Annotated in this window: 27 protein-coding genes; all 27 read right to left on the minus strand. The window is 64.9% G+C overall.

The genetic code is table 11. The features are described 5' to 3' along the window. Positions 1 to 5,625 (minus strand): hypothetical protein, encoded by a 5,625-nt coding sequence (locus ACX9OW_RS07175; RefSeq protein WP_459062118.1) that lies wholly within the window; start codon positions 5,623 to 5,625, stop codon positions 1 to 3. Further along, entirely contained in the window at positions 5,622 to 10,592 is a 4,971-nt protein-coding gene (locus ACX9OW_RS07180; protein ID WP_459062119.1) for a tape measure protein, read from the minus strand. The genes ACX9OW_RS07175 and ACX9OW_RS07180 overlap by 4 nt, the downstream gene beginning before the upstream one ends. Next, entirely contained in the window at positions 10,589 to 10,750 is a 162-nt protein-coding gene (locus ACX9OW_RS07185) for a hypothetical protein (protein ID WP_311069193.1), read from the minus strand. The genes ACX9OW_RS07180 and ACX9OW_RS07185 overlap by 4 nt, the downstream gene beginning before the upstream one ends. Positions 10,751 to 10,935: 185 nt before the next feature. Further along, on the minus strand, positions 10,936 to 11,295 hold the full coding sequence (locus ACX9OW_RS07190; protein WP_459062120.1) for a hypothetical protein: 360 nt from the start codon (positions 11,293 to 11,295) through the stop codon (positions 10,936 to 10,938). Positions 11,296 to 11,451: 156 nt separating this feature from the next. Beyond that, on the minus strand, positions 11,452 to 12,432 hold the full coding sequence (locus ACX9OW_RS07195; protein ID WP_459062121.1) for a hypothetical protein: 981 nt from the start codon (positions 12,430 to 12,432) through the stop codon (positions 11,452 to 11,454). Between the two features lie 2 nt (positions 12,433 to 12,434). Continuing rightward, positions 12,435 to 12,608: a hypothetical protein gene (locus ACX9OW_RS07200; RefSeq protein ID WP_459062122.1), complete on the minus strand. Its 174-nt coding sequence runs from the start codon at positions 12,606 to 12,608 to the stop codon at positions 12,435 to 12,437. Beyond that, a complete protein-coding gene (locus tag ACX9OW_RS07205; RefSeq protein ID WP_459062123.1) occupies positions 12,605 to 13,057 on the minus strand; it encodes a phage tail terminator protein in 453 nt (150 codons plus the stop codon). The genes ACX9OW_RS07200 and ACX9OW_RS07205 overlap by 4 nt, the downstream gene beginning before the upstream one ends. After that, positions 13,054 to 13,560, minus strand: coding sequence for a gp436 family protein (locus ACX9OW_RS07210; protein ID WP_128987839.1), 507 nt, complete (start codon positions 13,558 to 13,560; stop codon positions 13,054 to 13,056). Before ACX9OW_RS07210 ends, ACX9OW_RS07205 begins: the two co-directional genes overlap by 4 nt. Then, a complete protein-coding gene (locus ACX9OW_RS07215; RefSeq protein WP_459062124.1) occupies positions 13,560 to 13,916 on the minus strand; it encodes a hypothetical protein in 357 nt (118 codons plus the stop codon). Before ACX9OW_RS07215 ends, ACX9OW_RS07210 begins: the two co-directional genes overlap by 1 nt. A 67-nt stretch (positions 13,917 to 13,983) precedes the next feature. Continuing rightward, positions 13,984 to 14,877, minus strand: a complete 894-nt coding sequence (locus tag ACX9OW_RS07220; RefSeq protein WP_459062125.1) for a Mu-like prophage major head subunit gpT family protein — start codon at positions 14,875 to 14,877, stop codon at positions 13,984 to 13,986. Positions 14,878 to 14,914: 37 nt separating this feature from the next. Further along, complete coding sequence (locus tag ACX9OW_RS07225) at positions 14,915 to 15,322, minus strand: hypothetical protein (RefSeq protein WP_128987842.1); 408 nt, start codon at positions 15,320 to 15,322, stop codon at positions 14,915 to 14,917. Positions 15,323 to 15,354: 32 nt separating this feature from the next. Continuing rightward, positions 15,355 to 16,482, minus strand: a complete 1,128-nt coding sequence (locus ACX9OW_RS07230) for a phage protease (RefSeq protein WP_459062126.1) — start codon at positions 16,480 to 16,482, stop codon at positions 15,355 to 15,357. Between the two features lie 258 nt (positions 16,483 to 16,740). Continuing rightward, complete coding sequence (locus tag ACX9OW_RS07235) at positions 16,741 to 17,292, minus strand: phage virion morphogenesis protein (protein WP_459062127.1); 552 nt, start codon at positions 17,290 to 17,292, stop codon at positions 16,741 to 16,743. Between the two features lie 138 nt (positions 17,293 to 17,430). Beyond that, a complete protein-coding gene (locus tag ACX9OW_RS07240) occupies positions 17,431 to 18,534 on the minus strand; it encodes a PBECR2 nuclease fold domain-containing protein (protein ID WP_459062128.1) in 1,104 nt (367 codons plus the stop codon). An 88-nt stretch (positions 18,535 to 18,622) separates the two neighbouring features. After that, on the minus strand, positions 18,623 to 20,206 hold the full coding sequence (locus tag ACX9OW_RS07245; RefSeq protein WP_459062129.1) for a DUF935 domain-containing protein: 1,584 nt from the start codon (positions 20,204 to 20,206) through the stop codon (positions 18,623 to 18,625). Next, positions 20,200 to 21,768 carry a hypothetical protein gene (locus ACX9OW_RS07250; protein ID WP_459062130.1) on the minus strand — a complete coding sequence of 523 codons (1,569 nt, stop codon included), beginning with the start codon at positions 21,766 to 21,768 and terminating at the stop codon, positions 20,200 to 20,202. The genes ACX9OW_RS07245 and ACX9OW_RS07250 overlap by 7 nt, the downstream gene beginning before the upstream one ends. Beyond that, positions 21,765 to 22,343: a phage protein Gp27 family protein gene (locus ACX9OW_RS07255; RefSeq protein WP_100552825.1), complete on the minus strand. Its 579-nt coding sequence runs from the start codon at positions 22,341 to 22,343 to the stop codon at positions 21,765 to 21,767. The genes ACX9OW_RS07250 and ACX9OW_RS07255 overlap by 4 nt, the downstream gene beginning before the upstream one ends. A 5-nt stretch (positions 22,344 to 22,348) precedes the next feature. Beyond that, positions 22,349 to 22,654, minus strand: a complete 306-nt coding sequence (locus tag ACX9OW_RS07260) for a VpaChn25_0724 family phage protein (protein ID WP_049436663.1) — start codon at positions 22,652 to 22,654, stop codon at positions 22,349 to 22,351. Continuing rightward, on the minus strand, positions 22,654 to 22,932 hold the full coding sequence (locus ACX9OW_RS07265) for a hypothetical protein (RefSeq protein WP_459062131.1): 279 nt from the start codon (positions 22,930 to 22,932) through the stop codon (positions 22,654 to 22,656). The genes ACX9OW_RS07260 and ACX9OW_RS07265 overlap by 1 nt, the downstream gene beginning before the upstream one ends. Then, positions 22,929 to 23,042: a TraR/DksA C4-type zinc finger protein gene (locus ACX9OW_RS07270; protein ID WP_133120080.1), complete on the minus strand. Its 114-nt coding sequence runs from the start codon at positions 23,040 to 23,042 to the stop codon at positions 22,929 to 22,931. The genes ACX9OW_RS07265 and ACX9OW_RS07270 overlap by 4 nt, the downstream gene beginning before the upstream one ends. 85 nt (positions 23,043 to 23,127) lie before the next feature. Then, positions 23,128 to 23,337 (minus strand): hypothetical protein, encoded by a 210-nt coding sequence (locus tag ACX9OW_RS07275; RefSeq protein WP_459062132.1) that lies wholly within the window; start codon positions 23,335 to 23,337, stop codon positions 23,128 to 23,130. Then, complete coding sequence (locus ACX9OW_RS07280; protein ID WP_459062133.1) at positions 23,334 to 23,999, minus strand: hypothetical protein; 666 nt, start codon at positions 23,997 to 23,999, stop codon at positions 23,334 to 23,336. The genes ACX9OW_RS07275 and ACX9OW_RS07280 overlap by 4 nt, the downstream gene beginning before the upstream one ends. Further along, on the minus strand, positions 23,990 to 24,679 hold the full coding sequence (locus ACX9OW_RS07285; protein WP_459062134.1) for a transglycosylase SLT domain-containing protein: 690 nt from the start codon (positions 24,677 to 24,679) through the stop codon (positions 23,990 to 23,992). Before ACX9OW_RS07285 ends, ACX9OW_RS07280 begins: the two co-directional genes overlap by 10 nt. Continuing rightward, the gene (locus ACX9OW_RS07290) at positions 24,676 to 24,996 is read right to left on the minus strand and encodes a hypothetical protein (RefSeq protein WP_459062135.1); all 321 of its coding nucleotides are present in this window, start codon (positions 24,994 to 24,996) and stop codon (positions 24,676 to 24,678) included. Before ACX9OW_RS07290 ends, ACX9OW_RS07285 begins: the two co-directional genes overlap by 4 nt. Before the next feature lie 160 nt (positions 24,997 to 25,156). Further along, positions 25,157 to 25,504 carry a hypothetical protein gene (locus tag ACX9OW_RS07295; protein WP_459062136.1) on the minus strand — a complete coding sequence of 116 codons (348 nt, stop codon included), beginning with the start codon at positions 25,502 to 25,504 and terminating at the stop codon, positions 25,157 to 25,159. A 9-nt stretch (positions 25,505 to 25,513) separates the two neighbouring features. After that, positions 25,514 to 25,930, minus strand: a complete 417-nt coding sequence (locus tag ACX9OW_RS07300) for a Mor transcription activator family protein (protein ID WP_459062137.1) — start codon at positions 25,928 to 25,930, stop codon at positions 25,514 to 25,516. Further along, on the minus strand, positions 25,930 to 26,424 hold the full coding sequence (locus ACX9OW_RS07305) for a hypothetical protein (RefSeq protein ID WP_459062138.1): 495 nt from the start codon (positions 26,422 to 26,424) through the stop codon (positions 25,930 to 25,932). Before ACX9OW_RS07305 ends, ACX9OW_RS07300 begins: the two co-directional genes overlap by 1 nt. Positions 26,425 to 26,490 lie beyond the last annotated feature (66 nt).

Here is a 26,490-nt window from a genome sequence, read left to right on the forward strand (position 1 = left end):
TCACTCTTCGATTGAAACCAGTGAAAGGCTGGCGGAGGTGTCCAGGCCGGTGAAACTTCCGGACTGATGGCTCACGTCTTGTTCGCTGAAGCCGACAATCTCTGCGCGGTAGGTGCGGTCTTGCGTACCTTCGCTGTCATTGAGGGTTACAGAGCCTGCCCAGCGGGAGGTAGCGATGTCGGGGCCATCGCGCTCGTTCATAATCGTCACGCCGCCACTGGCTTCAAAGCTGGTCCAGAGCTGCTCAGCGTTGTTGCCGAGCTTGCGATAGACATAGATCGCACAGGCGTTCCGTCCGGCGCCCGCGACAAATCCAGTGGAATTCATAGCGCCGTGCCTGCGAGTCACGGTCCGCTGATAGCTGACGACCACGTTCTTGTTGCGACCGCTGGTGCTGAAAGGGCCAACGACAATCGAGACGCCGAGGGTCTGCGTCGTGGTGGATTGAGCTGCATTGCGGCGGATGCCTGCGGCAATGGCTCCTCCCCAGTAGGCGCCCCCGTTGACATCCATCCACACCGTCGCATTCTGCTTGGTGGCACCGGCTGCACCGACGTTCGGGCCAAAGTAGTCAATCAATCCATCGGGCCCGAAACCGTTGCCGATGATGCGCTGAACGTTGCCGCGCCACACGCGCAGGTAGCCGTCCTGTAGCTCCATGCCGTCGGGGGCGCCGGGGCTGATGATGCGCAGGATCTTGGAAAGAATGCGCATCTCGCTGCGGTCACCGTTAGCCTCCATTTCCAAGCCGGCCAAGTTGCCGTCCACATCGAGCGCGATACCAAACCTGGCACTACTCTCCGCGCCGCCTGCCGACCACTCCGGTGGCTCGGTCGCATCCTTGTCCACCATCGATAGCATTGGCCGCAGCCATCGGACGAACCAATGCGCATTGCTGACGTGATGACTTACGAGAATGCAGCGGGCCCTTACTGCGTTGGCCGGCGCAACCGCCTTCACCCAAAGGCGGCTATACAAGGAGATGGTATTCCCACCTCCGGCCAAGTCGGTGGCAGGCGAGCCCGCAGAGCCAACCTGGACGCCGTTGGCATCCAAGAATTCAAGAATGAGCCGCCCACGCTGTCCCGACGCATAGACGGAAAGCGCGTAGGTCTTGCCCGCCTCGACGGGGGCATCACTCGCGGGCCAAACGAACACTGCGCCGCTGGCGGCGGTGGTGCCCGCTACGATCAGCGCCCTCATGCCGTAGGGGACACCAGGGTCAACACCGCCGGAAATCCCGGCACCCGGAGCGAAATACTTCTGTGTGCCAGTTGCCCCATCGGGCGACCACATGTTGGGCCAGCCCACCGTGCCAGGCCCACCAGTGAACTGGGTGTTCCCAAGTAGGTTTCCGGCGCCATTCTGGTTCTTGACCTTCGCCTCAAGCGTCTGGACGGCGGAGGAGCTGGCCTTTCCTGCAATCTCGGCCTGGACGCCTGTAACGGACTGGCCCAGCGCGGTCAGCTGCTGCCCCTGCTGGGTCACGGTCGAAGTGAGGCCAGCCGTTGCCGCAGAGTTTGCCGCCGCTGCTGCTGCTGTTTCCTTGCCGCTGGGCACCCAGCCGGTGGCCGCTGTGCCTTCCTGGAACAACGCGTTATCCAGCTCAATGGCAACGCCCTGGACTGCCGTCGCGTGCATTCGGCCTACGAACAGCCGAGCTTCCACGACATCGTCAGCGGTGGTGTCGGCCTGGAAAACCAGGCGTTGCCATTGAGCAGTGGCAACAACGTTGGGCATTGTGCTCGTTGCCTTAATGACACCTGCGGCGTTTCGCCACTGGACGTACATGCGCAGCCCGGTCCCTGCAGTGGCGCGCACGTAGCTGCTGAGGACGTACTGGGTCCGGGGACGAACTGGAACCCACCCATTGTCGTTACGGGTAGCGAGGCCGAGGTACTGACCCACTGCCGTGGCATTCGCCTCCAGGCGGATCGCGCGACCACCACCAGACAAAGGTGATGGAACGTACTTGAGCACAACGTTCGCCATGTTCCCCTCGCGCTGCCAGCCAGTGGGGTCTGACGTATCGCTTGGAGAGGCTTCATAGCTGCTGTTCGGCAGCAGATTGTCGCCGCCGATACTATCGATCTTGGCATTGACGCTGGTGAGCGACTGACCCAGCGAAACGACGCTGTTCTCATTCGCCAGGGTGCGCGCCTCCAAGCTGGAGGTTGCGGCCGAATTGGCCTGTGTTGCCTTCTCCAGCGCCGAAACGTCTAGACTCCCCTGGGGGCGGCCGTTGACGAACTCCACGATGAGCTCAGTCCAGAGGTCGGCGCGTCCAGTGGACTGCGGCGGCGACATTCGCTGAATACCTGCGCCCTCACCGATGCGTTTGCGCCCAATCAGGATGAACATGCGCGTACCTGCCAGCGCCTCCACATTGCGCCGGGAAGCGCCTGCATCAACGAGGCGATCCCTGGTGCCCGCGATGTCGGCACCGACGCCGTTGCTCAATGTCCCAGTGTGGTCGCTGGTGAACAGAATAAAATACTGATTGTCCGCCAGGCCGTTGTCGTACCAATCATTGAAGCTGGCGCAGGCTGCCGGGCCATTCCCATAGGTGTCGAACGTCCTCCGTTCGCCCAAGGTGCTGTCGGCAGCGACCACCAGCACGTTAATGCCGCGCGCCGCACCACCCACGGCTGCACCCGACGCGTTCCTTGTGCCAGAGGACCGTGGCCCGCCAGTCGGCTGGCTGGAAGTCGCCGCATTGGCCGTGATGTCATAGACAGTCGCGTTTCCGATGCCTGCACGAACCGCAGTCAAAGCGGTTCCCTGGGACAGCAGCTGCCCCTCAGCGTTGGTAACACGCACATTGAGAGCGTTGTTCGCCTCCGCATTTGCATTGGACTGCGCGGCTGTCTCCTCCATGGACGGCGCATAGCCCGTGGCAGCTGCTCCGGTCTGCAACTGCGCATTGTCGATCTCCACCCACTGATCCGCCGAGCCGTTGCCGTACACACGGAGGTAGAGCGATGCGGAGACGGCGCTGGCGAGAATCGGCGACGCCGAGAACGTGTAGACCTTCCTGTCCCATGCTTCCGTGACGACCATGCCCTCGCTGGCCCCAGGCCCGCCGACCCAACCGACAGACGCACCAGCCTCATCTTTCAGCCCGAGCTGGAAGAAGAAGCGCGCCCCCGGCTTCCCGCGTACGCTGCAGGACACGGTGACGGGCTGCTGGGGATCGATGCGGTACACCGATGAGTAGCACTCTGCATAGGCGCTGGCGGGAATGCTCGCCATGTCCCAACGCCAGGCCTTGGTGCTGCCCGGCAGCGCAGAGTCCACCAGCTTGCGCGTGATCCTGGTCGCCGCGTCGGTGGATGACGATGAGGGCGCCCAATACTGAGGGACGCCGCTGGGAAGCAGGACTTCAAAGCTGCTGTTGCGCAGGCGATTGTCACCGCCCAGGTTTTTGATGGCGGCCTGGACGCTGGTGAGCGCACCGCCCTGGCTGGTAATCGTGTTCCCTTGGAGCGTCACCTGGGACTGCAGGGCCTGCAGCGCGCTGTTAGTGGCCTTGCCGTCCACGTCGGTGCGAAGGGCGCTGATGAGGCCCGACTGTGCATTGATGAGACCAGCCTGCTGGGTGACGGTCCCGCTCAGCGAGCTGAGGCCATCGGCGACCGCCAGAACCTCGGTCACTTCCTCGACCACGACATCATCGACCCACAACGTACCTGCGGTGTGGTTCGTGTTGACGTACACGCGCAGCGCGCCTGTTGATGTCACTGCCACAACTGTTTCCAGTCGCGTCCATTCGGTCCGATCTGCCAAGAACCCCAGGCCGGCTATCAGTGCATCTGCCTGGTCGGCAATTCTGAGCTTGCCGTTGGCGTTGGTGCCGTTATAGGCCGCATCAGTTCGGTAGTACGCGCTGACACGGTACTTTTTGCCAATGACGACGGGGATGTTGCGATCCGTTGCACCATTGGCAGTCATGCTGCGGCTACCTGCGGGTGCGGTGACCTTCAAGCAGTTGCCTGTCCGGCCTTCGGAAGCAATGGTGACGCCGCCCATGTGGCTGTACGTCCAACCCACAGCGCTGCCCTGGTCCCAGCCGCCATTGAGGATCATGTTGCTGCCCTGCACAATCATGGCAGGAAGAGTCGCGTTGACCTGGTCGATGCGCTGGCCGATAGCTTCGTCGCGGGTGACGCTCGCCTGCTCGACGGAGTTGACCTTGGCCTCCGATGCGAGCGCACCTGTTCCTGCAGGCAGACGAACCTCCACGGCGGACTGGCGCTGGCTAAGCGCTTCGTCCGCGCCGACACGCGCCCTCATTTCGTTGTAGGCCAGGCCGCCCGTCAGCTTCGCCGGATCGTTTCCGGTGTAGTCGCCGCGCAGCTGCACGGCCAGCGTGTTGCGCTGGCCGGCCTCAGCCGCCAGGGCGGCGGTGCGCGCCTCGCTTTCCTGCTGCACCATCGCGACGGATGCGCCAGGCGACGGGCGGCCCACGGCAATCCAGTCGTACTCAATGTAGGCGCCTGCTGTCTGCGCACCCGTCAGTGCCAGGCGGATGGCGCGCAGTGGCGAGGGGCCATTCCAAGGCAGGCGGTCAACGTCCAGCACGGCGACGCCGTTGGCGTCGAATGCGGGCGCAGGGATGGAAATCGACTTGGCGTCGTTCCACTCCCGGTCGGCCTCAGTGATCCAACGGATCAACCCCATCCAGGCGGGATTGCCCACCTTGCGCATGCGCAGCTTGATGAAGCGATAGGCGGCGCCGTCGATGTTGAGCGGCGCCTGGGACTGGATGCCGGAGTTGTTGGTGGTGTTGATCGGCCGCAGCATGCCGTCTGCGATAGTCGGCGTGCCATACACACCCGTCCAGCCTTCCAGCCCGGCGTTGAAGTGCCAGATGCCGGCAGAGTCAAACTGCGTGCCGCTGCCTGCGGCCACCTCGGCCAAAGAGCGGGCCATCGAATCCAGGCCGTTCTGGACTTTCGTGTTGACCGCGCTGATGTCGGCGGTGCGCTCGGTCTTCTCGTTCAGCACGCTTTGAATACGGGCGCGCTCTTCGTTGGCCAGGTTGGTGGCCAGATCCTCGGCGCGCTTGGCCACTTCGCCCACTGCGGCCGCACTCTTCTGACTCTCTGCCAGGATCTGTGCCTGCGCAGCCTGGAAGTCTGCCAAACGCTGCTGTGCCTCGGCAGCATCTGCCAGTGCCAGGTCACGCAGGCCTTGGTCCACCTTGCCCTGCAGCTGGACCAGCTCCGCCGTAGTCGGCGGCACCACGGGGGCCTGAGCCTTGGGCGTGGAGTCTGCAGACGACACGCCGTTGACCTGGACAGTGACCTTCCACCAGCTCACAACACCGCTGGCCTCGGTGTAGGTGTAGCGCGTGTCTGAGGTTTTGGTGACGTACTTCCATTCGCCCGGCTTTCCGCCCGCATCCGCCGCGCGCCAGAGCACATAGACAGCGCCAGCCAGCGGCGAAGCGTTCCAGGTAATGGTCACGCTATCTGCTGCCGGCTTGGTCTCCACACCTTCGGCCGGAGGAACCACCACAGCAGGCTTGGCCGACGCCACCCAGTTGGAGGGCTGCCGGGTCACGGGCGTGACGGCAGGCAGGCCCTGGCCTCCGATTTCAACGAGCAATACTTTCCGGTTCATAGCGCCATCAAAGCGTTGTGTTCACCCTGGCGTGCCAGGGACTGGATGCCGTCGCGGACCTGCAGCAGCACCTCGTAAGAGGGATCGACGTAGCCACGCCCCGGTGCGACTGGCGCAGCTGGTGCTGCAGGCGTGTTGCCACCGCCTGGCGCGGCAGACGCCGGGACTGGAACGCGGCTGTCGGTCAGCACCGTGACCATCTCCTGGGCGATGCGCTTGGGCAGATCGAACAGGATCTCTGCCAGGTCGGTGATGTCGGTCTGCTGGTTCTGCAGGTACTTGGCCAGCTCGTCCGTGGTCAGGCCCAGATCCTTGGCCAGCGCCTCAGCGCTGATGCCAGTGACGTTGCGCAGGATCTCCAGCGGATCGCCGCCACGGGCGCCAGCCAGATCGGCCACGCCCTGGGCGATGCGCTGAGCGCGCTCCAGGCGGGCGGCGGCTTCCTGTTGTTGTTCCAGGGCAGCCTTTTGCGCGTACAGCTGCTGCAGCGACGCGGCGGTGCCATCACCGCCAAAGCGCTTGGCGAGCTCCAGCACCTGGGCATAGTCCACCTGATAGCCCTGACCGCTGGCATTGAGTTTGCGGCTGACTTCCAGGAACTGCTGGGCGTATTGGGTGAAGCTCTCCAGGTTGCCGGCGCTGGCTGCGCTCTGCATCAGATCAGATGCCGTGGAGCGCTTCTGCGTGTCGGTGTCCGGCGACAGGGTGCTGCTCAGCTTGAGCGAGTTGATGAAGTCCTGCAGCTTGCTGCTGGTCCCGTCGATGGAACCGCCCAGGCGTTCGATTTCATCGTTGACGCGGTTGAGCGCCAGGCCTACCAGCTCCGACTCCAGCGACTTGGCCAGCGCGTCGGCCTTGAGCTGGGCGGCCTGCCGAACGGTGGCCAGATCCTGCTCGCGTGCGGCCAGACCGCCCAGGGCTTTGGCCTGCTGCTGCAGCGTGCGGATGCGCTCCTGCTCCTCCTGGCGCACTGCCAGGAGCGACTTGGCGAAGCCACTGAATCCATCCGTCGCGATCTCCTGCTGCGCGTTGCCCACTACGCTGCCGTAGGAGGACGCGGCAGTAGTGATTGCCTTGACCTGTTCCTCCATGGTGGTGCCGGCAGCCTTGGCCATCTGCTGGAACATGGTTGTCGTGCGCTTGACCAGGTCGATTTCCTGGGCATTGAGCGCGCGACCCAGCTCCTGGGCGTTGCCGGTCATCAGCTCGATGGACGCCGCCAGGCTGTTCATCACGTCGCCGGCTTCAAACCCCTTGTTGAGGAAGTCGCCGAATCCGAGGATCGACACGCCACGCCCGGTCAGGTTCTTGGCCGCGCCGGAAATCAGTTGCTCCAGTTGCGCCTGGGCCTTGTCCGGGTCCGCATCGAGCTGAACCTTGCCGAGGTCTACGCGGACGGAGGACAGCTGGCTGTTGATGTCCACGCCCAGCTGCTCGGCCAGGCTGATGACGCCTGCACGCGCGCGGCCAGTGGCCTGGCTGAAAGCGTCGGTGATCGTGGTATCGACCTGGCCATACTCGGTCCACTTCTTGTCGCTGCGGAACAAGCCGCCCTTGGCCTTGATGTCGGCGTAGGACTGGCCAGCGAACCCGTCGAAGCCATACGAGCCGGTCAGGCCCTGCGCCTGGATCTGCGGCTTCTTGCGACCGAACAGGGCAGCATGGATCGAGGAGCCAGACAGAATGGAGGCTGCTTTGGCGTTGAGGCCGAGCTTGCGCGCCATCTTATCGACGTGACCCACGGCCCCGAGGGTTGCGATCTTGCCGCCCCAGCTCTCGCCATTGGCAATGTCCCAGCCCTGATCGAACAGCTCGGCATTCTTCATCATGGCCGCGACCACCCAGCCGATGATCGGCACAGCCATCGATGCGGACGCCGCGCCACCGGCAGCCCCGGTGCCAATGAACCCGCCGACGTTGTTGCCAAAGCCCATCATCGAGCCTGGCGCGGCCGCACCGGCACGCCAGCCGCCACCGGCCAGCATGGCGTTGGTGCCAGTGAGGTTGCGGCCGCCACCGATCATGTTGGCCAGGCTGCTCATCCAGCCCGAGCCCGCGCCGCCCTGGTTGCCGCCACCGAACATGCCGGCGATCTTCGACAACCAGTTGCCGTCAGCTTGGCCGCGCGACACGCCAGCGAGCGCGCCATTCATGGCGTTGGTGAGCGCATCCTGGAACGGGCGCACCAGGTTCTGCTCAAGCATGGTGCGCACGATGTCGCGCCAACCACGCTTGAAGATGTCCTTGAGGCGGCTAAAGAAGCTCTCAGACTTGTCCAGCCCGCCGCTGAACATATCGGCCAGCATATCGGCGACATCCGCGACACCGCGCGTTCCGACGTTGGCCCATTCCTCCAGGTCGGCGGTCTGCTGTTCGATGCGAATGGAGGCATTGGCCCACGCCCGTGCCTGGGCCATCAGGCCTGCTGTTGCCTCTGCGTTGATGCCGGCACCGGCCTTGTTGGCCTCGTTGATCGCCTGGAGCATGTCCTGCTCGTTGCGCAGCTGGCGGGCGCGGCGCTCGCGCTCGATCCCGACCACGCCCAGCAGTTGCACCTCGCCGCTCAGCGTATCGAGCAATGCCCTGGGCGCCTGCTGCTGCTTGGTGACCTCGGCGGCATTCTTGGCCAACTCGGCCGCTGACGACTTCACCAGGCTGGCGTAGGCCTCCTGGGTGATGAGGTGCTTGGCCAGTTCGCGGTCGAGCTCGGCAATACGCTGCTTGTGCTGCTCTTGGGCAGCCGCCATCGGGCCGGAAAGCTCGGCAGCAGCCAATGCCGCTTGGCGGGTGTACTTGGCCTGGGAGTCGGCCTGCTGCTCTGCCAGACGCGCAGCCTGCTCGCCGGAGCGCTTGGCCTCGGTCTGGGTGCGCGTCAGATCACGGGTGGCCGCATTCTGCTTGTCCAGCGTCATTGTGAGCTGGATGAGCTGTTCGTTCTTGGCCCGCGCGAGCTGATAGTCGGAGCTGGTCGGGTCCAGACCCTTCTGCGCGCTTTCCGTGATGAACTGCGCACGCATGCGGGCTGCCTTGCCCTGCGTCTTCTCGATCAGGTCCAGCTGGACACTCTGAATCTGCTTGTCCAGGCCTTCGTTGACCGACTGGAGGGCAGCCTTGATGGCAGCGCCAGAGTTGCGTGCAGCTGACGCCACGGTATCGAAGCTCGCCGCCGCGATACGGTTGGCGTTGTCCACGCCGAGCTGATCTTTCGCCCACTGCTCCAGCAGTGGCCGGGTTTGCTCCAGCGTCTGGCCTTGGTTGGCCTGGCGCTTGAGCAACTCCTCCAGAGAGCGGCGTTGGGCGTCCGTGGCGTCGGTTACGTTGGCGGTGCGCAGTACCAGGCCGGCCGATACAGAGATTGCCCTGTCATAGCCCTTGGTCAGGTTGTCCAGGCGGAGGCGCGCAGACTCGATGGCCGCCGATGCACCCTCCAGTTCCTTGTCGAACCCGAACGGCAGAGCACGGTCACGGGCCTGGAACGAACGGCGCGTTGCCGCAAGGCGCTCGTACTCATCGCCCAGGTTCTTGATCTCCTGGCGCGCGGCTTCAATGGTTTCAACGGTGTTTGAAAGCTCTGCGAATGACGTGTTCGCAGTCTGCTGATTGAACTCCTGCAGGACCCGCATGGCTGGCTGGAAACCGGCCGTGACGGTCTTGGACAGCTCCTGTGCCTTCTGGTTGCTGTTCATCGCCCAAGCGACGAATAGCGACAGCGCGGTGATCGCAAGGCCTGCAGGGCCACCAAACGCACCCATTGCCACGTTGAGGCCTCGCATTGCGGCAGCCTTTGCGCTGAGCGCAACGGATGCGGCCTGGGCAGCAGCGGCGGTGCGCAGCTGGGCGGCGGCCAGCGCCTGCTCAGCCGCGGCTACGCCACCTGCCACGCTCATGCCGGCGCGAGCGGCCGACAGACGGCCTGCCGCCTGCTGCTCGGCAATACGGGCTGCAGCCAGCTCCTCGCGGGCCAGCGTTCGCGATGCGGCGGCGGCCGTGATCTTCTCGGCGGTAGCCCTGGCCAGGCTGACGACCAGGCGACTTCCCAGGGCGACGGCCAGGACACCGGCTATCTGGTCCAGGTGCTGCATGTTGTTGGCCAGGAACGCGATGCCCTGGGCGATTCCGCCGCTGGCGCCCAGCTCCTGGGAGGACTCGCCGACAAACTTGGTGACGCTGTTGCGCAGCAGCTCCATGGCGCGCCCGACCGTGAGCGGGATCTGCTCAAACTCGGCGGCGATGACGGAGGACTGGTTCTCAAGTGCGGCCACCATCTGATCGACGGTCACCTTGCCGTCGTTGACGTGCTTGCGCAGCTCGCCCATCGACAGGCCCATTCCGTCGGCCAGCGCTTTGGCCAGACGCGGCGAGTTTTCCACGACAGAGTTGAATTCCTCTGCGCGCAGCACGCCCCCAGCCAGGGCCTGGCTGAGCTGGACAATGGTGTTGGCGGTGGCGACGTTGCTGGCGCCTGAGATAGCGAACGTCTTGTTGATGGACTCGGTGAGCGCCAGCTGCCGTTGCTGGGTGATCCCATACTCGGCGGTGGACTGCGACAAGCGCGCGTAGAGGGTGGCGGTACTGTCGAGCGCGGTGGCGGTGCGCTGGGAGATGTTGAACACCTGGGCCGATGCGGTGGCATAGGCCTTGTGTCCATCTGTTGCCAGCTTGAGCCGCGCTGAAATGTTGGCGTAGTTGTCCGCAACGGAAATGAGGGCACCGGCCGTCTGCGCGCCAATGTAGGTGGCCACCGTCGCCCGCGCCGATGCCAGTGCGCTGGACACAGCAGAGACACGGCGAGCAGTGGAATCCGCCGCCGTGCCGATGCTGGAAATGCCGGCAGCACCACGCCGTGCCTGGTCGCCGGTTGTGCCCGCCGTCGCGCCCAGTCGCTTGAGCTCCGCATCCGATGCCCGAACGGCTGGCACCAGGCGGCTGTTGTCGGCATCGAGGCGGAGGGTGACGGTTGGGTTCACGGGCTATCCGAGGCTTCGCGATGGGCCATTGCCGTGGTGCCAATCAGCACGTCCAGCGATGGCATCAGGTCTGGCAATAGGTGCGGGGCAATGCCCTGGAGGCAGGCAGCGGCTTGGATCTCGCGGGCTTCAATGCCGTCGTAAACCGGGGCGTGCATGCCGGTGATCCAGCGGGCCTTGCAGCGCACGAACAGTTGGACGACTTCCCAGTTCTCATCCAGGACCGGGATAACGCTCGGCGGCTCCTCGCCGCCGCCCCCGTCGCGCAGAAAGTCCGCCGCGCTGACGACGCCGTCAGGTTCATGGTTCCTGTCAGCGCCGTCAGTGCGTGGACCCTTCCCAATCAGCGCCCGCGCGACGGCTTCGAGTTTTTTACGTGCGCCCGGCCGAACTGGTCGAAGTAGGCGCCGATGATGGCCGGCTGCAGGAAGGCGTAGAACGGGCCATCGAAAACTTCCTTGATCGCGGCTTCGCCCTCGATGGGCTTGCCGTCTGCATCACCCAGACCAGCGACGCTGACCAGGATCTTGCGCAGGTACTCCTCGTCCTCAACGGGGTTGTCCTGGATGGCTTTGATTTCTTCGCGCCCCAGGATCTTGACCTGGCACTGGATGGCGCCGGTGACGAAAACGTTGGGCTGGTCGGTGGGGATGCGCAGTTCCACCGGCAGGTGCACGGTGTTGGTTCGGGCGAGACGGAGCATGGGAAAGTCCTTGGGAAGTGGTTTAACAGCCCCTTGATCGGGGACAGGTCCACTTTGCCCAGGCGCGGCTGCCGTTCGGGACTAAAGCGCTTCACTGAAAAAGAAAGGCCCCGCACAGTGGCGGGGCCGTTGGGAGTGTAGCGCAGTACCTGCGAATTACGGTGGCGTGCTATCGCCGAACTCGATATACAGCTCATCGCCGCCAGCATCGCTGGCCACGCAGGGACCAGTGAGCTCCCAGCCGTAATCGCCATCAATCTCGACTTCGTTGATGTTCTCGATCTGGCCGCGAATGCCCAGCTCGCTGTAGAGCTTGCTCTTTTCGGTCAGGCGCAGCGCAACCTCCAGGACGCCGGCCGAGTCGCGCACTGCCCACGGATTGAAGTCAGCCAGGGCCGTCTTGGCCAGGCGAAGCGTCCAGGTCGGGGCGCGGTCGCTGATGCCGCTTTCCTTGTGGCTGGTGTACTCCTTCGACGTGATCGTGTTGCCCACGTCCACCGAGAGGGACTTGGCCCACACGACCAGGCCCGCTCCGCCATCAACCGTGATCGTGGTGCGGGTGTTGTCCGCGCGCGCGACGGTGGGCACCACGGCGGTGGTGGTGATGTTGGGCAGAGCGTCCTCGGCGATGGTGTCGTAGTCGCCCTGGATGCGGATGTTGCCCTTGAAGCGCTCGCCAACGGCCAGTGCCAGGTTGGTGAGGTTGTGACGTGCGGCGCCGATCTGCTTGACCGTGCCGGCATGCCAGAACTTGGCATCAGAGATCGGGATGTTCGCGCTGATCGGGTTGTAGCGCGTGGTTTTCGCAACAGCATCCTTGACGGCGGTCATGCCAGCGGGCAGCAACAGCGGCGCGCAGACGGCATCGGAGTCAGCCGCTGCACCCGGCTTGGTCGGCGGGAACAGCTCAAACTCGCCCTCAATGAAGGCGCGCTTGGCACCGACTGCGAAGGGCTGGCCAGTCAGAAACGGACGATCCACCGGGCGTTCGATCTTGTCGAACTCGGTGCCGCTGCTGCCGTTGAACAGCAACACGCCATCGGCGCTGGCGGTGGGGACAGTCGGCACCGAGGCCGATGCGCGCAGCGCCAGGGCCAGGCCGCGACGCTTGAAGGATTCCAGGTTGGGCTGGGCCATGGTCAGTTCTCGGGTGAGGTTGCAGAGGAGCGGCGCGAGCGGTTCTGGCTCGATGCCGGCGGTGGCGGCGGCTCGGGTGCTGGAGCGGGTTCGGCGGGCAGTACGGACTCATCCACGAGCTGGCCATCGATCACGCGCCAGGCACCGCCGCTGGTAGGGGTGTGCTTGGTAGTCATGGGGGCGGTGTGTGTTGCATGCGGTAGTTGGTGACGAATACCTGCTGGCTGACCAGCCAGCCGGCGCGGAACTTCTCATCACGGCCAGCCTGGAAGCTGAGCGCATCGAACGCATCGACTGGGGTCCAGCCGGCCAGCGCCATGCGGACGCCTGGAATGACTTGCTCATCCATCTGGCGGCGCGCGCCACTGCCACTGGCCTGGCCGCTGAAGTTGCGCACCATCAGGACCACGCGCAACGTGACATCCACGTTCTGGATGTGCTGATCGCCCGTGTACTTCGGGCGGCCACCCACCTCGGCGGCCGTCACATACGCGGCGCAGTCCTTTGCCGGCTGCTGGTCCAGGGCGGTATCCAGGTCGGCGGCGTCACCGACCAGGAGCAGTGCCTGGACGTGATTCCGCAGACGCTCCAGGACGGGCGAGATCGGGAACGGCCCCACTGTCACGGTCGGCCCTCGCGCCCGAACACCTTGTTGCCGGCATGGAAGATGAATTCCCCTGCAGAGCCGCTGGACGTGGTCGGATCTTCGATGCCCAGGTGGAACTTTTCCTGTGCCGTCTCCTGCAGCAGGCGAATCGCGTCACGGTAATCACGCACGATGGGATCGGTGCGCTCGTCCGTCTGGCGATCAGGGTGCAGCAGGTAGCGCGTGATGCTGCGCGACCAAACGGCCAGCAGCGGCACGACCTTGGCCAGCGGCAGTCTGTAGCGCCTTGCCAGGTAGCCGTCGATGATCGCGTCTGCCTGACGGGTGGCCTCCTGGATGCGCTCCAGGGCCGCATCGGCCTTGGCCACTTCGCTTGGCGGAAAGGCGCTGCGGTCACCCCCACGCAACGTGGCATCCATCAGCTCGGTGGCAACCGGGCGCTCATCGCGCCCACCCGCCACCTGGGACAGTTCCAGCGCCCCTGGGAGCTCGGCCAGTTGCGTGAGGGTGACGTAGGCCATTACGCGCCGGCCTCCAGCGCTGCCTCGATCAAGCCCACCCGATCTGCTGCCGGCTGGGTCGCCCAGGCCTCCTCGGCCAGGCCAGCGGCGGCGCGTGCGCGGGCCTCCGCTTCTGCCCACTTACGCTTGGCGTTGCCGGACTTGGTTGCCTTGCGTTCGCGAGCCAGTGCCAGTTCGTTGGGATCGTCCGAGGCGGGCACCTCCGTCACGATCAGTTCGGAGTCGTTGTTGATCGCGTCGAGCTGCTTCTTGTCCAGGTCATCGACATGCACCGTCCGGCCCTGCCGGGTGAAGTGCATGCCGGCACGCCAGCGGCCACGCTCCAGGCGGGCCTTTACCAGGATCTGTTCGGCCATGGGCCGCTCCTTCTGTAATCGGGGAAGTTACGACCGGCACCCTGTGGTGCCGGTCAGCGGTCGAGGGTCAGAGCAACCAGGCGCTGTCCATCACCTCAACAACGCCCTTCATCACGTTGTCGGTGCCGGCGATCTGGTTGGCGGTCAGGATCTTGGCGGCCTTGAACTTGTCGTTCGGCACGCACACCAGCAGATCCGGCACCAGGCCCAACGGACGGCCGTGGTCGCCCCTGCGGGAAGTGAAGGCGGTGTAGGCCGCCTGCAGGTTCTCCTCGGTCAGCGGCTTGTTGCTGGCGTAGGCCATCTGCCAGAAACCGAAACCGACATTGCGGCGGCAATCGACGCCGTAGCGGAATTCCTTCTTGTTGAACACGCCCTCATCGGTATCGGTGTCCATGGAAACGAACTGCGGCGGCTTGCGGTTCTGGAAGATGATCGGCTTGAGCGCGCGCTTGGTGCACAGCAGATACCAGTAGGCACCACTGCCGCCCGAATCCACGTTGCTCTGGACCGTTTCCTTGCCTTCCTGGTCCAGCACCGGGTGATCGGTGTCGAAGAAGTTCTGGCCGTCGTAACAGGCGGTGGAGATGCCGTTCTTCAAAAGCGCGAACGTCAGCTCGTCCGGCTGTGCGCCGACTGACTCGCCCATGCTCTGCATGAGCGGGCTGTAGATGCCGAGGTTGTCATCCTCGATGTCATCCTTGTCCACGCCGACAGTCAGCTCATACGGCTTGTTCTTGATGGTGTAGCCGTGGTTCTGCAGACCATGCACCACACGTTCGCCGACCCATTCGCGCAAGCTGGGCAGCTTGCCCAGCCAGCCGTACTCGTTGGACTTGGTGGTGGACGGCACCACGGTGGCAATGCGCTGGTACTGGGACGGTGCCTGGCCGAGGCCGGCGTTGAATGCTGCGTTGAAGGCGACGTACAGCGTGGAGAGATTGCCGCGATTGACGATCATGGGATTGTCCTGGTGATAGGTGAACGGATGGGCCGGCTCAGCCGACCACGATCCACACGCCGGCCGCATCCACGTCCAGGACGACACCAGCGCGCTTGCGGGCGCCGCTGTTGTCGGTCTTGGCCACGGTCTGGTCATCGGCGATGTAGGCAGTTGCGCCGATGTCGGCGCGGGTGATGGCATCAGCGCCAGCACTGTTGTCAAAACGGAAGCCAGTGCCGCGCTCGCATTCGACGGTCTCGCCTGCGGCAGTGCCGGTGACGGAGCGGAGTGCGACACCGACTGCGTCCCCGGAACCGGCAGTGCCTGCCGGCACCGCGTTGCCGTTGGACGCCAGCAGCGCAATCAGCGTGCCCGCATGGAGCGCGGTGCCGGGGTTGGAGGGGTGGCCGACACGATGTGCGTCCCGGCGCGGGGTGTTGCGAGCCTGGGTGGCTGCGCTCATAGCGGACTCCGGTGAGAGGTGGGGGGTAGTGCTCAGGCCTGCGCCTGGGCGGCGTCCTTCTTGGATTTCGCGAAGGCTTCGGGGGTGACGCCGGTAGCGCTGCATACGGCCATTTCAGCCGCGTCCAGGCCATGCTCGTTGGTCGCGCCGGCCGGCTTCCGGCCGCCGGTCTGCGTGCTGGTCAGGGCAGCGATCGGACCGGCCTTGTCCAGGAAGGACGACAGCGCCGCCAGGTCTTTGTTGCCCAGGTCGGTGGCCCAGTCCTTCATGCTCGGCAGCAGGCGGCCATCAGCCAGGCCATCCTCGACCAGAGCGCTGACCTTGTCAGCGGTGCGCTCGGCCGACAGAGCGGCGACCTGGCCGCGCACTTCTTCCAGTGCGGCGATGGGCACGAACTTGGTCGGGTCCGGGGTGGCGGTGGCCTTGGTCTTGAGGGCACTGCAGGCCGCAACGGCCGGCTCGCCCTCGGCGCCCAGCTCGGCCTGCAGTCGGCGCAGCACGCCCAAGCTGGTGGTCAGGGAACTGCAGGCAGCGATGGCGTCCGCTTCGGAGGTGGTTTCGGGCAGGCCCAGGGCAGCCAGGAAGGCTTTGAGCAACGGGTTCATGGAGGTTTCCTTGTCAGGATCGATGTCGTGGGCAAAGCAAGCCGCTGCGCGCAGCTCCATGGCCTGCATGCCGTCGATGGCGGGGTCATTGGTGAAGGCGGCCATCTGCATGGCCAGCACCTCGCCGGTGGTCTTGTCGTAGAGGAACACCGGAGAGACATAGCGATAGGCGCCGGTTCGGATCTGCTCCGCAGCCTGGGGAGTCAGCTCGGTGGTGGCCCAGAGGCCAGATCCCTCGCGCCATTGCAGCGCACGCATCCAGGCAGCGGCCGGCGCGGGCTGCCCGTTGGTTTCTTTGTGCAGGGTCTGGTGCTCGTAATCGACCACTGCCGGGTTGACGCGAGCGTTGAAACGCTCGATCACGCGAGCCGCCACCGAGGCGTCGATGTACCAGGCGGGGACATCCATCTTTCGCCCGTCACTGGGCTTGAAGTGACCGGCAGGGGTCAGCTGGATGGAGATGATGCGGTCATCGCCCACGGCGTCGGCCTGCAGCTGGAAGCTGCAGGCAGCCAGGGCAACGGCGGTATGGAGGCGGCGGGCGGGCTGATTCATCCCCGCCAGATTCGCCGCCCTCGATCAGGCGGCGGGACTAAAGCCCTTCACTGCTTTTCGGGTGCGACCCGATGGGCGGGATGTCGGCAGGGACTCTACACCGGACCGGGCGATTTTTGTCCCGCGCCGGGGTGGTCACTTGAACAGTCGCCTTCAAGGGCGTTTGAAAGGCGTTTAAATCGACCGCCGCTGCCCGTTGGGGGTGGACCATGGACGGTGGCCGCGCCCAGGGGGCCTCCACGGGCCGTACAGGCCGTTTTAGGCGGGGGGCGATCCAGCGGGGTCGGCATCCAGTTCCAACCACGCGACGGCCAGGCGTTCGATGCTCTGCTCATCCTCGGCGCTCAAGCCCATGAAGGGACGGGCCGGCAACCCAGGATGATTCACCTTGGCCACGAACGCGGGTCCGTCCTTGCCATCCTTTCCTGAGCGCGCCTGCATGCCGGGCCAGTAAAGCGCCTTTCCGTTCTTTGCTCGGATCTCGTATGGCCTGGTGCCTTCCTGGTGCCAGCGCGCCTGCTTGGAATCGGCGCGGATCTCCACCCAATCAGGGCCCGACAACGGGTGGATGCCGTCACGGGTGCGGCGGGTATCGTTGAGCGGGGTCCGGCCCGATCCATCGGCCAGCGGCTGCCAGGCAACGCCGTCCGGCCCAATGCCGGTATCGAATCGGGCCTGTGTGCTTTCAGTCAGATCCTCGCCAACCTGGGCCATCAGGCCCGACAGGTTGACGCTGCGCTCCAGGAGACGGGCAAACCACTGTTCGGCCTGCCGCGAATCGATAGTGAGAATCAGAGGGTCATTGGCCATGGTATTCTCCGCAAACGGGCCGGGGCCAAGCCGCCCCCGGCGTAGCGGCTCCGCCGCAATCCTTCCACAGGGTGGGCCAGCCCCCGAGGCCCTGCAGGAAGCGCCGCAGAGCGGACTGGCGCGTCTGTAGGCAAAGGCTCATTCCTCCGGCCGTCCCCATACCAGCAACCCCTGTCGCGAACGCGGCTGAGCCTTGCTGCCACGGAAGAAGTCGAACGATCCCCACACCCCGCCTGGCAGCACCTCGGCAATCACTGTCAGGGCGTAGCGCTTCTGCGCGCCGCCATCGGATTCGGTGACTTCGATCCGCTTGACGTAGTAGCGGCGCAGGCCGAGCTGGCCAGCCTCGTTGCGGGCGAAGTTGGCCCACACCTCAAACGGGCTCTGGATCGTCTCGGCCAGCAGCGGCAGATACTTCTCCCGACCATCCAGCCGTGACGGCTTCTCCAGCCAGTGCTCAATAACCTGGTCGGTAAGAAACACCTCGGCCCCGGATGGATCGGTGAGCGTGGCGGTGCGGCCGTACAGTTCCTGCCAGGCCTGGCGCACCTGTTGAGGATCACGAATACCCGTGGGCAGCGGCCGCGCAATCGCAGCGTCGAGCGGAACCTGAGCGGGACGCCCGTAGTCCTCGGCGCTTCGCCCTGGCACCTCCGACCACTTGGCCGCTGCATCCTTGGCAAGCGTGCTGTCGGCGATGTGGCGGCCGCTGGCGGCGTGGCCGACGTGATAGGCCCACTCCGGTGGCGGGTCGCCCTGGATGGGCGCTGGCGGCTCGCTGACCTTCCAGCCCATGGCCTTCATCTTGGCGGCCGATACGCCCAGCACCGTGCAGCGACAGCCCCAGCCGTTGGGCGTGTAGTGGGTGTCCCACCAGGGATGGTCGGACGGCAGGATGACGCCATCCCACGCCTTGTGCTGCTCGCGCGGGTTGCGCACGGTGTTGTGCTTGTAACGCAGGAACGGGAAGTTCTTGAGCGTCTCCCAGCGGCCGGCCTGGTATGCCGTTCGCAGGTTGGTGTGGTAGATGGTCGCCGTGCGCCAGGCTTGCCCGCCTGGGCTGCCTTCGCCGGTCCAACCATGCCATCCGTTGCGCTGGACGATGTCCTGGAAGCGAGCGCGGAAATCCTCCAGCGTTTCGCCCTGCGTAATGGCTGCATCCACCGCTTCGCGCAGATCGGTCAACAGCGCATCGCGGGTGGCGCCGGCAACTACAAACGCCCGCGCGTGCTGCCCGTGCATCAGGTCATCCCACCGTCGCGTCGGAAGGTTCACCTTCCCGCGAAAGTATCGCTCCGCTTCGGGCATGCTCCCGAAGTTGCCCCGGATCTCAGCCACGGCTTTCGTCCAGGGCATCGAGCATGCCCGCTGCACCGGCAATAGCCAGGGCATGCTGCATGGCCTGGCCGAACTGCGCCACGCTCAGGTTGGGCAGCAGGGCCAGCAGGCCATCGCGGATCTGCTCCAGATCCTGGGCGCGATCCACCAGCTCGCGAATCGAGCCCACCCATTCGGCCACCACGGGGTCGAGCTCGGTGGCCACCAGTCGCGCCAACTGGTCCTCGCGGTCACGCGACGACACCGAGACGGGCTGAGCGGCAGCCGCCGCAGTCCGGGCACTGCTCAACGCCACTCGATCCGTTATTGCGGGAGCCTGCCCCAGCATCGGCTCATCTTCGCTGGCCTCGGGGATTCCCAGCTCGGTATGCGCCCAAGCACATGGGATCTTCATACCCATGGCGACCAGTGGGGGCAGTGCCGTGGCGTAGGTGCCGATGTCCTTGATCTCGGCCAGGTCGAACACCAGGCGCGGGCAACGGCGGTAATCACCGGGTCGCACCAACCCGTTGAGCACTGCCAGTGGGTAGATCAGGTCACGCGACAGCGTGCTGGCCAGCTGCCCAGCATCGGCATCCTTGATTTCCTTGCGCACTTCGTTGTGCACCGTACCCAGCGCATTGGTGCTGGTCTTGCCATCGGCCTGGCTGGTCAGCGTGCCGCCCAGGATGGCCTTGCTCTGGCTGCGCTCGCACCAGTTCATCATCAGCTCAAAAGCTTGGGGATCACCCTCAGCAACGGCGGGGAACTCCATGCTCATCCCCTCGGGGATGATGCCGGCCGCGTTGTGGCCGATTTCCATCAACGCGCGCAGCAGTGACATTTTCTCGCGGTCGGATGCGCCTGGCGGATACTTGCCGATTCGCATCGGGATGCCGTAGACCTCCAGGAACTCCGCCAGGTCGCCGACCGCGTAGTTCTTGAACAGGTACGGCCACACCAGCACGCGGAACAGCGCAGCGCGCTCCAGATAGCCGCTCTTGGCCTTGTGGGTGTGGGTAATCCAACCGAACGGGCGCAAGGCTTCGCCTTCGCCAGTACCGTTGCGCAGTCGGATCTCCTGACGATAGCCGCGATGCAACTGGAACCAGGACTGCGGCCGATGGGTGATGGACTTCGGCAGCCACTCCTGGGCGCTGCGATCCCATTCGATTTCGAGGTTGGCGAAACCCTTGCCGATGGCGTCGGTGGTATCGAACACCACCCCATCGAAGTCATCGATAGCCAGCACCATCGCCTGCAGCTGCTCGGCGGCGTTCTTCTCGGCTGCACTGGGGTTGGGCGGTGCGCTGATCTTGAACGGCAATCCGGAGACGGCACGGCGGCGCTTGGACATCTCCGAGAAAACGTGGGCGTCGCGCTCCTCGATGTCTTCAAACAGCTCGTATTGGCGGATCAAATCGCCTTGTTCGGCCGCCAGGAGAATCGAGGCCAGACGGCTGGGCGTGAGGCCGCGCGAGGGATGTCCCTGAAACTCGCGCTGCAGCGAATTCGCGTGCGCGGTCTGAGGCTGTGCCAGATCGGCCACGGTAAAGGGTTGGCCATCGGGGCCGAGAATGCGGGTTTGGGTCACCATGCTTGCGGTTCCGGCAGATTGAATTCGTCGTCCTCTGGACGCTCGTGCCCGTGGTTGGCCACGGAATCAAAGCCGCGCACTGAGCGCGGCACAGGGGTCCAGTCCATCTCTGCTCCTGGATGGCGGCTGGCGTAGTACATGAGGGCAACTGCGATAGCCGAGTCGCCATGGCGCTGGCCACCATCGCGCCCAGTGGTCCGCTCGGGCACCCTGGCCACGCCCTTGATGACTCGCACCACGCGAAGGTCCGCCATCGTGTCCTTGTCACGCGGCAGGGAAATGGTGTCGTCCTCAAATGCCTTCTTGACTGGCGGCATGTGCTCTCGATACCAGCCCTCGGTGGCCATGACCAACTCGACACGGCTATAGCCGAACTCCTGGGCGAGAAACTCTGCGAGTGCGTGGCCATTGCCGCGCGCATCCACTGCGGCTTTCACGAACCGAGGCAAGCGGTGGATAACGAACTTGGCTACTTGTTCCTGCTGGCGGTGCGGCATGTTCCGCAGCTCCAGGATGAAAGGCGCTTTGCGCTTGAGCGTCTGGGTGATCTGCGCCGGCACCATCACCGACAAGTCACCTGTCCGGCCGAAGTCCTGGCCATAGACGCTCTGTAGATCAGGGTCCAGCTTGTCCAGGTGCGGTCCGACTTCGTCATTCAACCACGTCTGCACGGCCTCCCATCGGACGTGGTCGCTTTCCTGTTCAAAGCCCTTCGGACAGGTGTAGCGCAACACCGGGGCATCGGTCATGCGCGCCTCGATCAACGCGGCACTGAGCCATGCGCCACTGCCCTGCGACGGGATGCAGTCCAGCTCCTCGGCGGCGGCATCGCCATAGGTGCCGTACACCTCGGCGATAAACTCCTCCTCGGCTTCCTGTGACCAGGTCTTGCCCAGGCGCATGCAGACACGCCGGTAAAGGCCTTCTTCGACGGCCTCACGGAAAGGCACACGGTGGATCGATCCGCGACGACCACCCGCGCGGATCTCCTCGATCAGCTCATTGAATGCGTTGTCATGGCCGTCATGGGTGGAGATGAGGCGAACTTTTCCGCCCCACACCAGGAACGCAACTGCGGCCTTGAGCAGCTCCTGCAGATCATCGACGAATGCGGCTTCGTCGCCCACCAGCACGCCCTGGCGACCACGCAACTTGCGCGGCCGACTGGCCAGTGCCGTGATCTTGAATCCACTCTCCGGAAAACGAATGGTGAAGGTCTTGATGTGCTTGTCATCCTCCTCCTCATCCCAAAAGCCTTCCTCCACCAGCCCGGCCGCATAGTTGAAGGCCTTGGCCCACATGGCGCAGGCCTGGATGTATTCCTCGGTCATTTCCTTGTCGGTGCCGAGGTAGTACACGTTCTGACCGCCCGCGCCCTTTGCACTGGCGGCAATCAGCACGTCGTCGGCAGCCTCCGCCCAGGTGATGCCGGTACGGCGTCCCTTCTCCATAACCTTGAGGTTGGCGGTGTCAGCGATCCAGCGCTGCTGATACGGCATCAGTGCCGCAGGCACGTCGGCGGCGGCGGTGTTCGGAACAAGCTGGCGGGCGTTCTCAGTCATTCGGTGCGGATTCCCAGGATCTGAGAGCGAATGTCGGCGGCGGCAGCGGCGGACAGGCCGCCGCTCTTGACGACCTTCTCCAGCTTGGCGGCCTGCTCGCGCACCATGGCATCGCGCGCTTCCTGCATGATGGCGCGCCGCACATTGACGCTCACGCGCTGGGTGTCCATCGCGTCCTTGGCAGCGCGGGCCAGTTTGCGGATCTCATCAATGCTCACGTCCTCCTTTTCGTGAGCCCGCAGCGCCGCATTGGTGGCCAGGGTGGTGATGGCTTGGCCGAGGAGCGCGCCGGCCTTCTCGCCCACACCTTCGCCCAGCTCGCCCACCACAGCCTGGGACACTGCCTCAATCTCCCGCATGCGAGCCGTCAGCTCAGCAAACCCCGCACCATAGCGATGCAGGGCGGAGCGCGAGATGTCGGCCGCAGGCTGTCCTGGGAACTGCTGTTGCAGTGCCTCGATCATCTCGGCCAGCGTGAGGCGATCTTCTCGCAACAGCTTCTCGATGAACGTGCGTTGTTCTGCGGGCAGGCGCTGAATGCTGGACTTGCCGCGACGGCGTGGTGTGGTGCTCATCGTCGTTACCGGGGGCTGGGGCGGCTGACACCGGGCACACTGGCCATGCCACGCGAAACGTCGTGACCGCGAGCGCTCAGCTCAGCAACCATCACGCCCGGCACGGGCTCATCAACGCGCACCAGCGATTGCTCGCTCAGCCAGGTCAGGTCGGTCAGCACGTCATCGCGGCTGGCGGCCACGGCCAGGACGTTGAGGCCGGCATGCAGCACCGAACTGTTGGCGCGGTAGCCGTTCTGTTCCGAGAGCAGCCGCAGCAACACCAGGCGGCGGTCCTCGCGGTGGCGCTCCGCAAAGGTCTTGTGGGACATCAGTCTTTCTCCATGAGGTGTTCTTGGACGGTTTCGAGCATGCGATTGGTGGCGGCTGCCATGCCCTCCAACCGGGCAATTCGGTCAAACAGTTCGCCGGTTTCCTTGTGGGTCAGGTGGTGTGCGTGCTGAACCTCCAGTTTCGTGACTCGATCAGCCAGGCCGGAGTGGCGCCACCAAAGCACCACGCCGACCAGGAGGTTGAGCGCGACCAGTCCAGCAACCAGGACCAACATCCCAATGACGATGGACGCATCCCATGCGGCGGCGGCGATCATGGGCGGAACCCTGCGCCTGCGCAGGCGGTGCAGTGGCGGGTGCCTGGCACTGCCTGCAGGCGACCGACTGGGACGATGGCGCCACACTCTTCGCATTCGGCATCGCACATTGGCTTGGGCACTGGTTGAGGGTTGAACTGCGGGCGGCTGTGCCTGAATCGATCCCAGGCGCGTTCGGTTACTACGTCGGCCTGGTCAGCGTCGTCTGCCACTCGGGTGCCTCTTGCCTTGAATGATTTCAGTCAGGTCCACCGCCACGGCGCGAAGCGTGGCCACGCGCCCTCGGTTGATGAGCCCTGCGTTGCCTGGTTGCTTGCTGCCGCTTTCGGCATCGCGAACCATCTGCTCGTACTCGTTCCGCAAGCGGGTCAGGTCAGCGACCTTGATCGTGGGTTCCGCCTTCACGGGCACAGGCCTCCACGGGCAGCTGCAGCTGGGTGACCGCTGTGCAGTACCAGCCCCAGGCGGTCGCTTCCCAGTCCGACACTGCCTGCGTCAGCCTTCGCTGCTGGTTGCGGCAGTCGTGGTACAGCGCCGCGACCTGGTCGTGATTCCCCAGCAGGGTTTCCCAGAGATCGTCCTTGGCTGCTGGCAGCTCCGGGCACTCGGCCTTGAGCGCTGCCGGCATCGGTGGCGCGGGCGGCTGGGGGAGCGGCGCCTGCGTTACTGCGGTTCCAGTGCTGCAGGACATCAGCCCCGGCGCGACCAGTGCGCAGATCAGGGCGATTACGCAGGAGCGAAGCGAGCGCCTCTTGCTGCTGCAGGTTGAATTGACGTTGGTTCTCACGGTCCAGCTCCTGGAGCTCGGCAATGTGGTTGAGGCGCTGGGTTGCGCGGTAGTAATTGGCGGTTGCCTGGGCCGATTGGGTCTGCAGCGTCTTGGCCGACTGCTGCAGTTGGCGCAGCTGCAGCTCCAGGCCCTCGCGCTGCTCGATGGCCGCCGATCCGGCTGCCCAGCGATGCCCCGTCGCAAACCCGATGCCGAGCAACGCGGCAACGGTCAGGCACAGCACCAACAGCAACGAGAGGAAGCGATAGGGGCGGGTCGGGTCTGCGATCAGGGGCATGTGGCCACCCCCGTCCAACCGGCTGCGAGATATGCCGGCTCCAGTGTCAGCAGGATGCGTTTCGGATAGCCGGTGTTCTCTCTGTGCGCCCACTCTGCTCGGGCGCGGTACGGCTCGACAGCCCGCCAGTCGTTTGCATCCGCACCGCTGGTGTACGCCAGTGCCCGCTCGCGGTTGAGCGCCTTTTCACCGCCGTTGTAGGCGCGGAAAGTAAAGGCCCACCGGCTGCAGCTGCTCATACGCCCCTGGCTGTACTCGGCGACCCGGTCGAATAGCCAACGGTCATACAGGGCGGCAGCCAGGATGGCCTGCTGCGGGTTCCAAGGATCGAATCCGGCCAGGTCGGTCGGATAGATCGTGGCGATCCAGCGCGCCGTGGACGGCATGAACTGGGCGATTCCCTGGGCGCCCACAGGTGAGCGCGCATCGGCCCGAAATGCGGACTCTTGGTGCAGCTGTGCAGCCAGGCGCGCCGAGCTCGCGTTGACGCCCCAAGCGCGGGATGCTGCCTGTTCCACGCGATGTCGATACAAGGCAGATGCGGGGGCAATCTTGACGGTGGCGCGGGTGGGTGCGGCTTCGGCCTTGCCGCAGATGGCCCACGTTACGACGGCCACAAGCACCAGGCAGACCGCGATGGCCAAGCGCAGGCCGGGATCGGGGCGGCCGTGCCGGGTCATCCGATCAACCCTGCCGCAATCATGGCCGCAGCGATCAGCGTCACGCGGCGGGTTTGCGCCATCGACTTCTCGATGCCATCGAGATACCTGGGATCAGCGCCACGGAACAGGGTCAGGTCAACGCCGTGGCCGATTACCGCCGCCATCGTCAGCTTGGCGGCCGCCCAGGCGTAGGACGCCACCAGGATGGGATTGAGGATGGCCACGCTGGCCAGCAGGAGCAGGCTCAGCGCCAGCCACAGCCAGATGTAGCCGATGCGGTCGAACAGCGAGCCGAGGTAGGCGATGGCTCGGGTACGGCGATTGTTGGGTTCCATGTGCACTCCGCTGTTTGGGTAAGCGGGGTGCGTCCGTGCTGCGCACGTTGACCGTCCCCCGGTACGCACAGCTTCCGCGCGCGCGAAAGTGGACGGGGACTAAAGTGCTTCAATGAAAAAGCCCCGCAGAGGCGGGGCTTTTGTAGGGATACTGGCAGGTCTAATCGTGTCGCGCACACGCCCTTGGGTAGTCGCGCCAGAGTATGGCATCCACACTTCCATCGTCCTGGCCCGGATCAATGACCGCAGCGACAGGATCGACCATGAATCGGCGATAGCCATCTGGGCCGAACGACACCCGCCCACAGACCGTGCGCTTGTCCACCCCGAGGCGGACATCAGTGAATGCCGCGACGGTTACGCCCGCCTTCTCCATGATCGCACTCTTGGCAGAGGCGATCTTCCAACTTGAGTAACCCCATACGGACCAAACGAGGCACCCCAGCACCACCGCCGCAATCACTGCCACCACGGTCCACTCAACTTTGCCCAGCACCGGCCGACTCATCATCTCTCCCTAGAACTCAAAATTACGCTGCACTCTGGCAAGGTGCAGCTGGCGTTGCTGACGAATGATCTCGTAGACCCGAACCTCAGTAAGGCCATACTCGGTCACCAGCTGCGCAATGTTACCGCGCTTGGCCTTGCGGTAGATTTCCGCATCCCGCAGAGCATTTCGCAGGCGCATGCCCTGCGGGATGTAAATCTGACGGCCGCCAGCATACTCGGCCTGCGCCAGCATGCCGGCAAGGGCCAGCCTGGTGGCCTGTTCTTCATCAAGGCCGGCGCGACGGAACGCAGCCTCCATGACCGCGACCAACGCGACCAGGGTGCCCTCCCATTGCTTCTCGGTCAGATCCAACGGCGCGGCCGCGATCAGCTCGGCGGCTGCATCGGCGTCCGGTGTTCCGACCCAATCGCGTTGCTCGATCATCAATGCTCTCCGTACTTCTCGCGTGCCTCTGCGCGCTCGCGCTCGGCATCGTCGTCGGACATCTGGCCCAGCGACACCATCTGGCTAATCCAGGCCAAGCGCTGATCCAGCCTGGATTCGCCAGCACCGGGATTGACGCGTGCCGTGGTGCCGAGGTGCCGGCCTGCGCGGGCGTGTTGTTCTCGTTCGCGCTCAGCGGCCGCATCGGCCTGGTCGGCCAGGCCGAACACAACCGCGCGCAGGTAGCCGTGCGACTCCAGAGGGAGGGTTAGGTTCGGCCGAGCCACCAGCATCTGATCGATACCTGCCACCCAGTGACGAACCTGCGCGGGGCGGCGGATACCGCCGCGTTCGTCCTTGCAGACCGTGCCAGAGGCGACCAGGTCAGCCACTTCCTGGGCGAGCTTCACCGCGCGACCCATTCGCAGGCCCTGTTTGGCCGGTTTGAACAGGCCCAGGTAGGCCAGCACCGCTCGGCCAAGCTCGGGCGGCATTGCTGCCACGGTAACCGCCAGGCGCTTGCCTTCCTCCTCCAGGAGAAACGCATTGATGTGACCCTG

The sequence above is a fragment of the Stenotrophomonas genospecies 5 genome, from assembly GCF_054473825.1.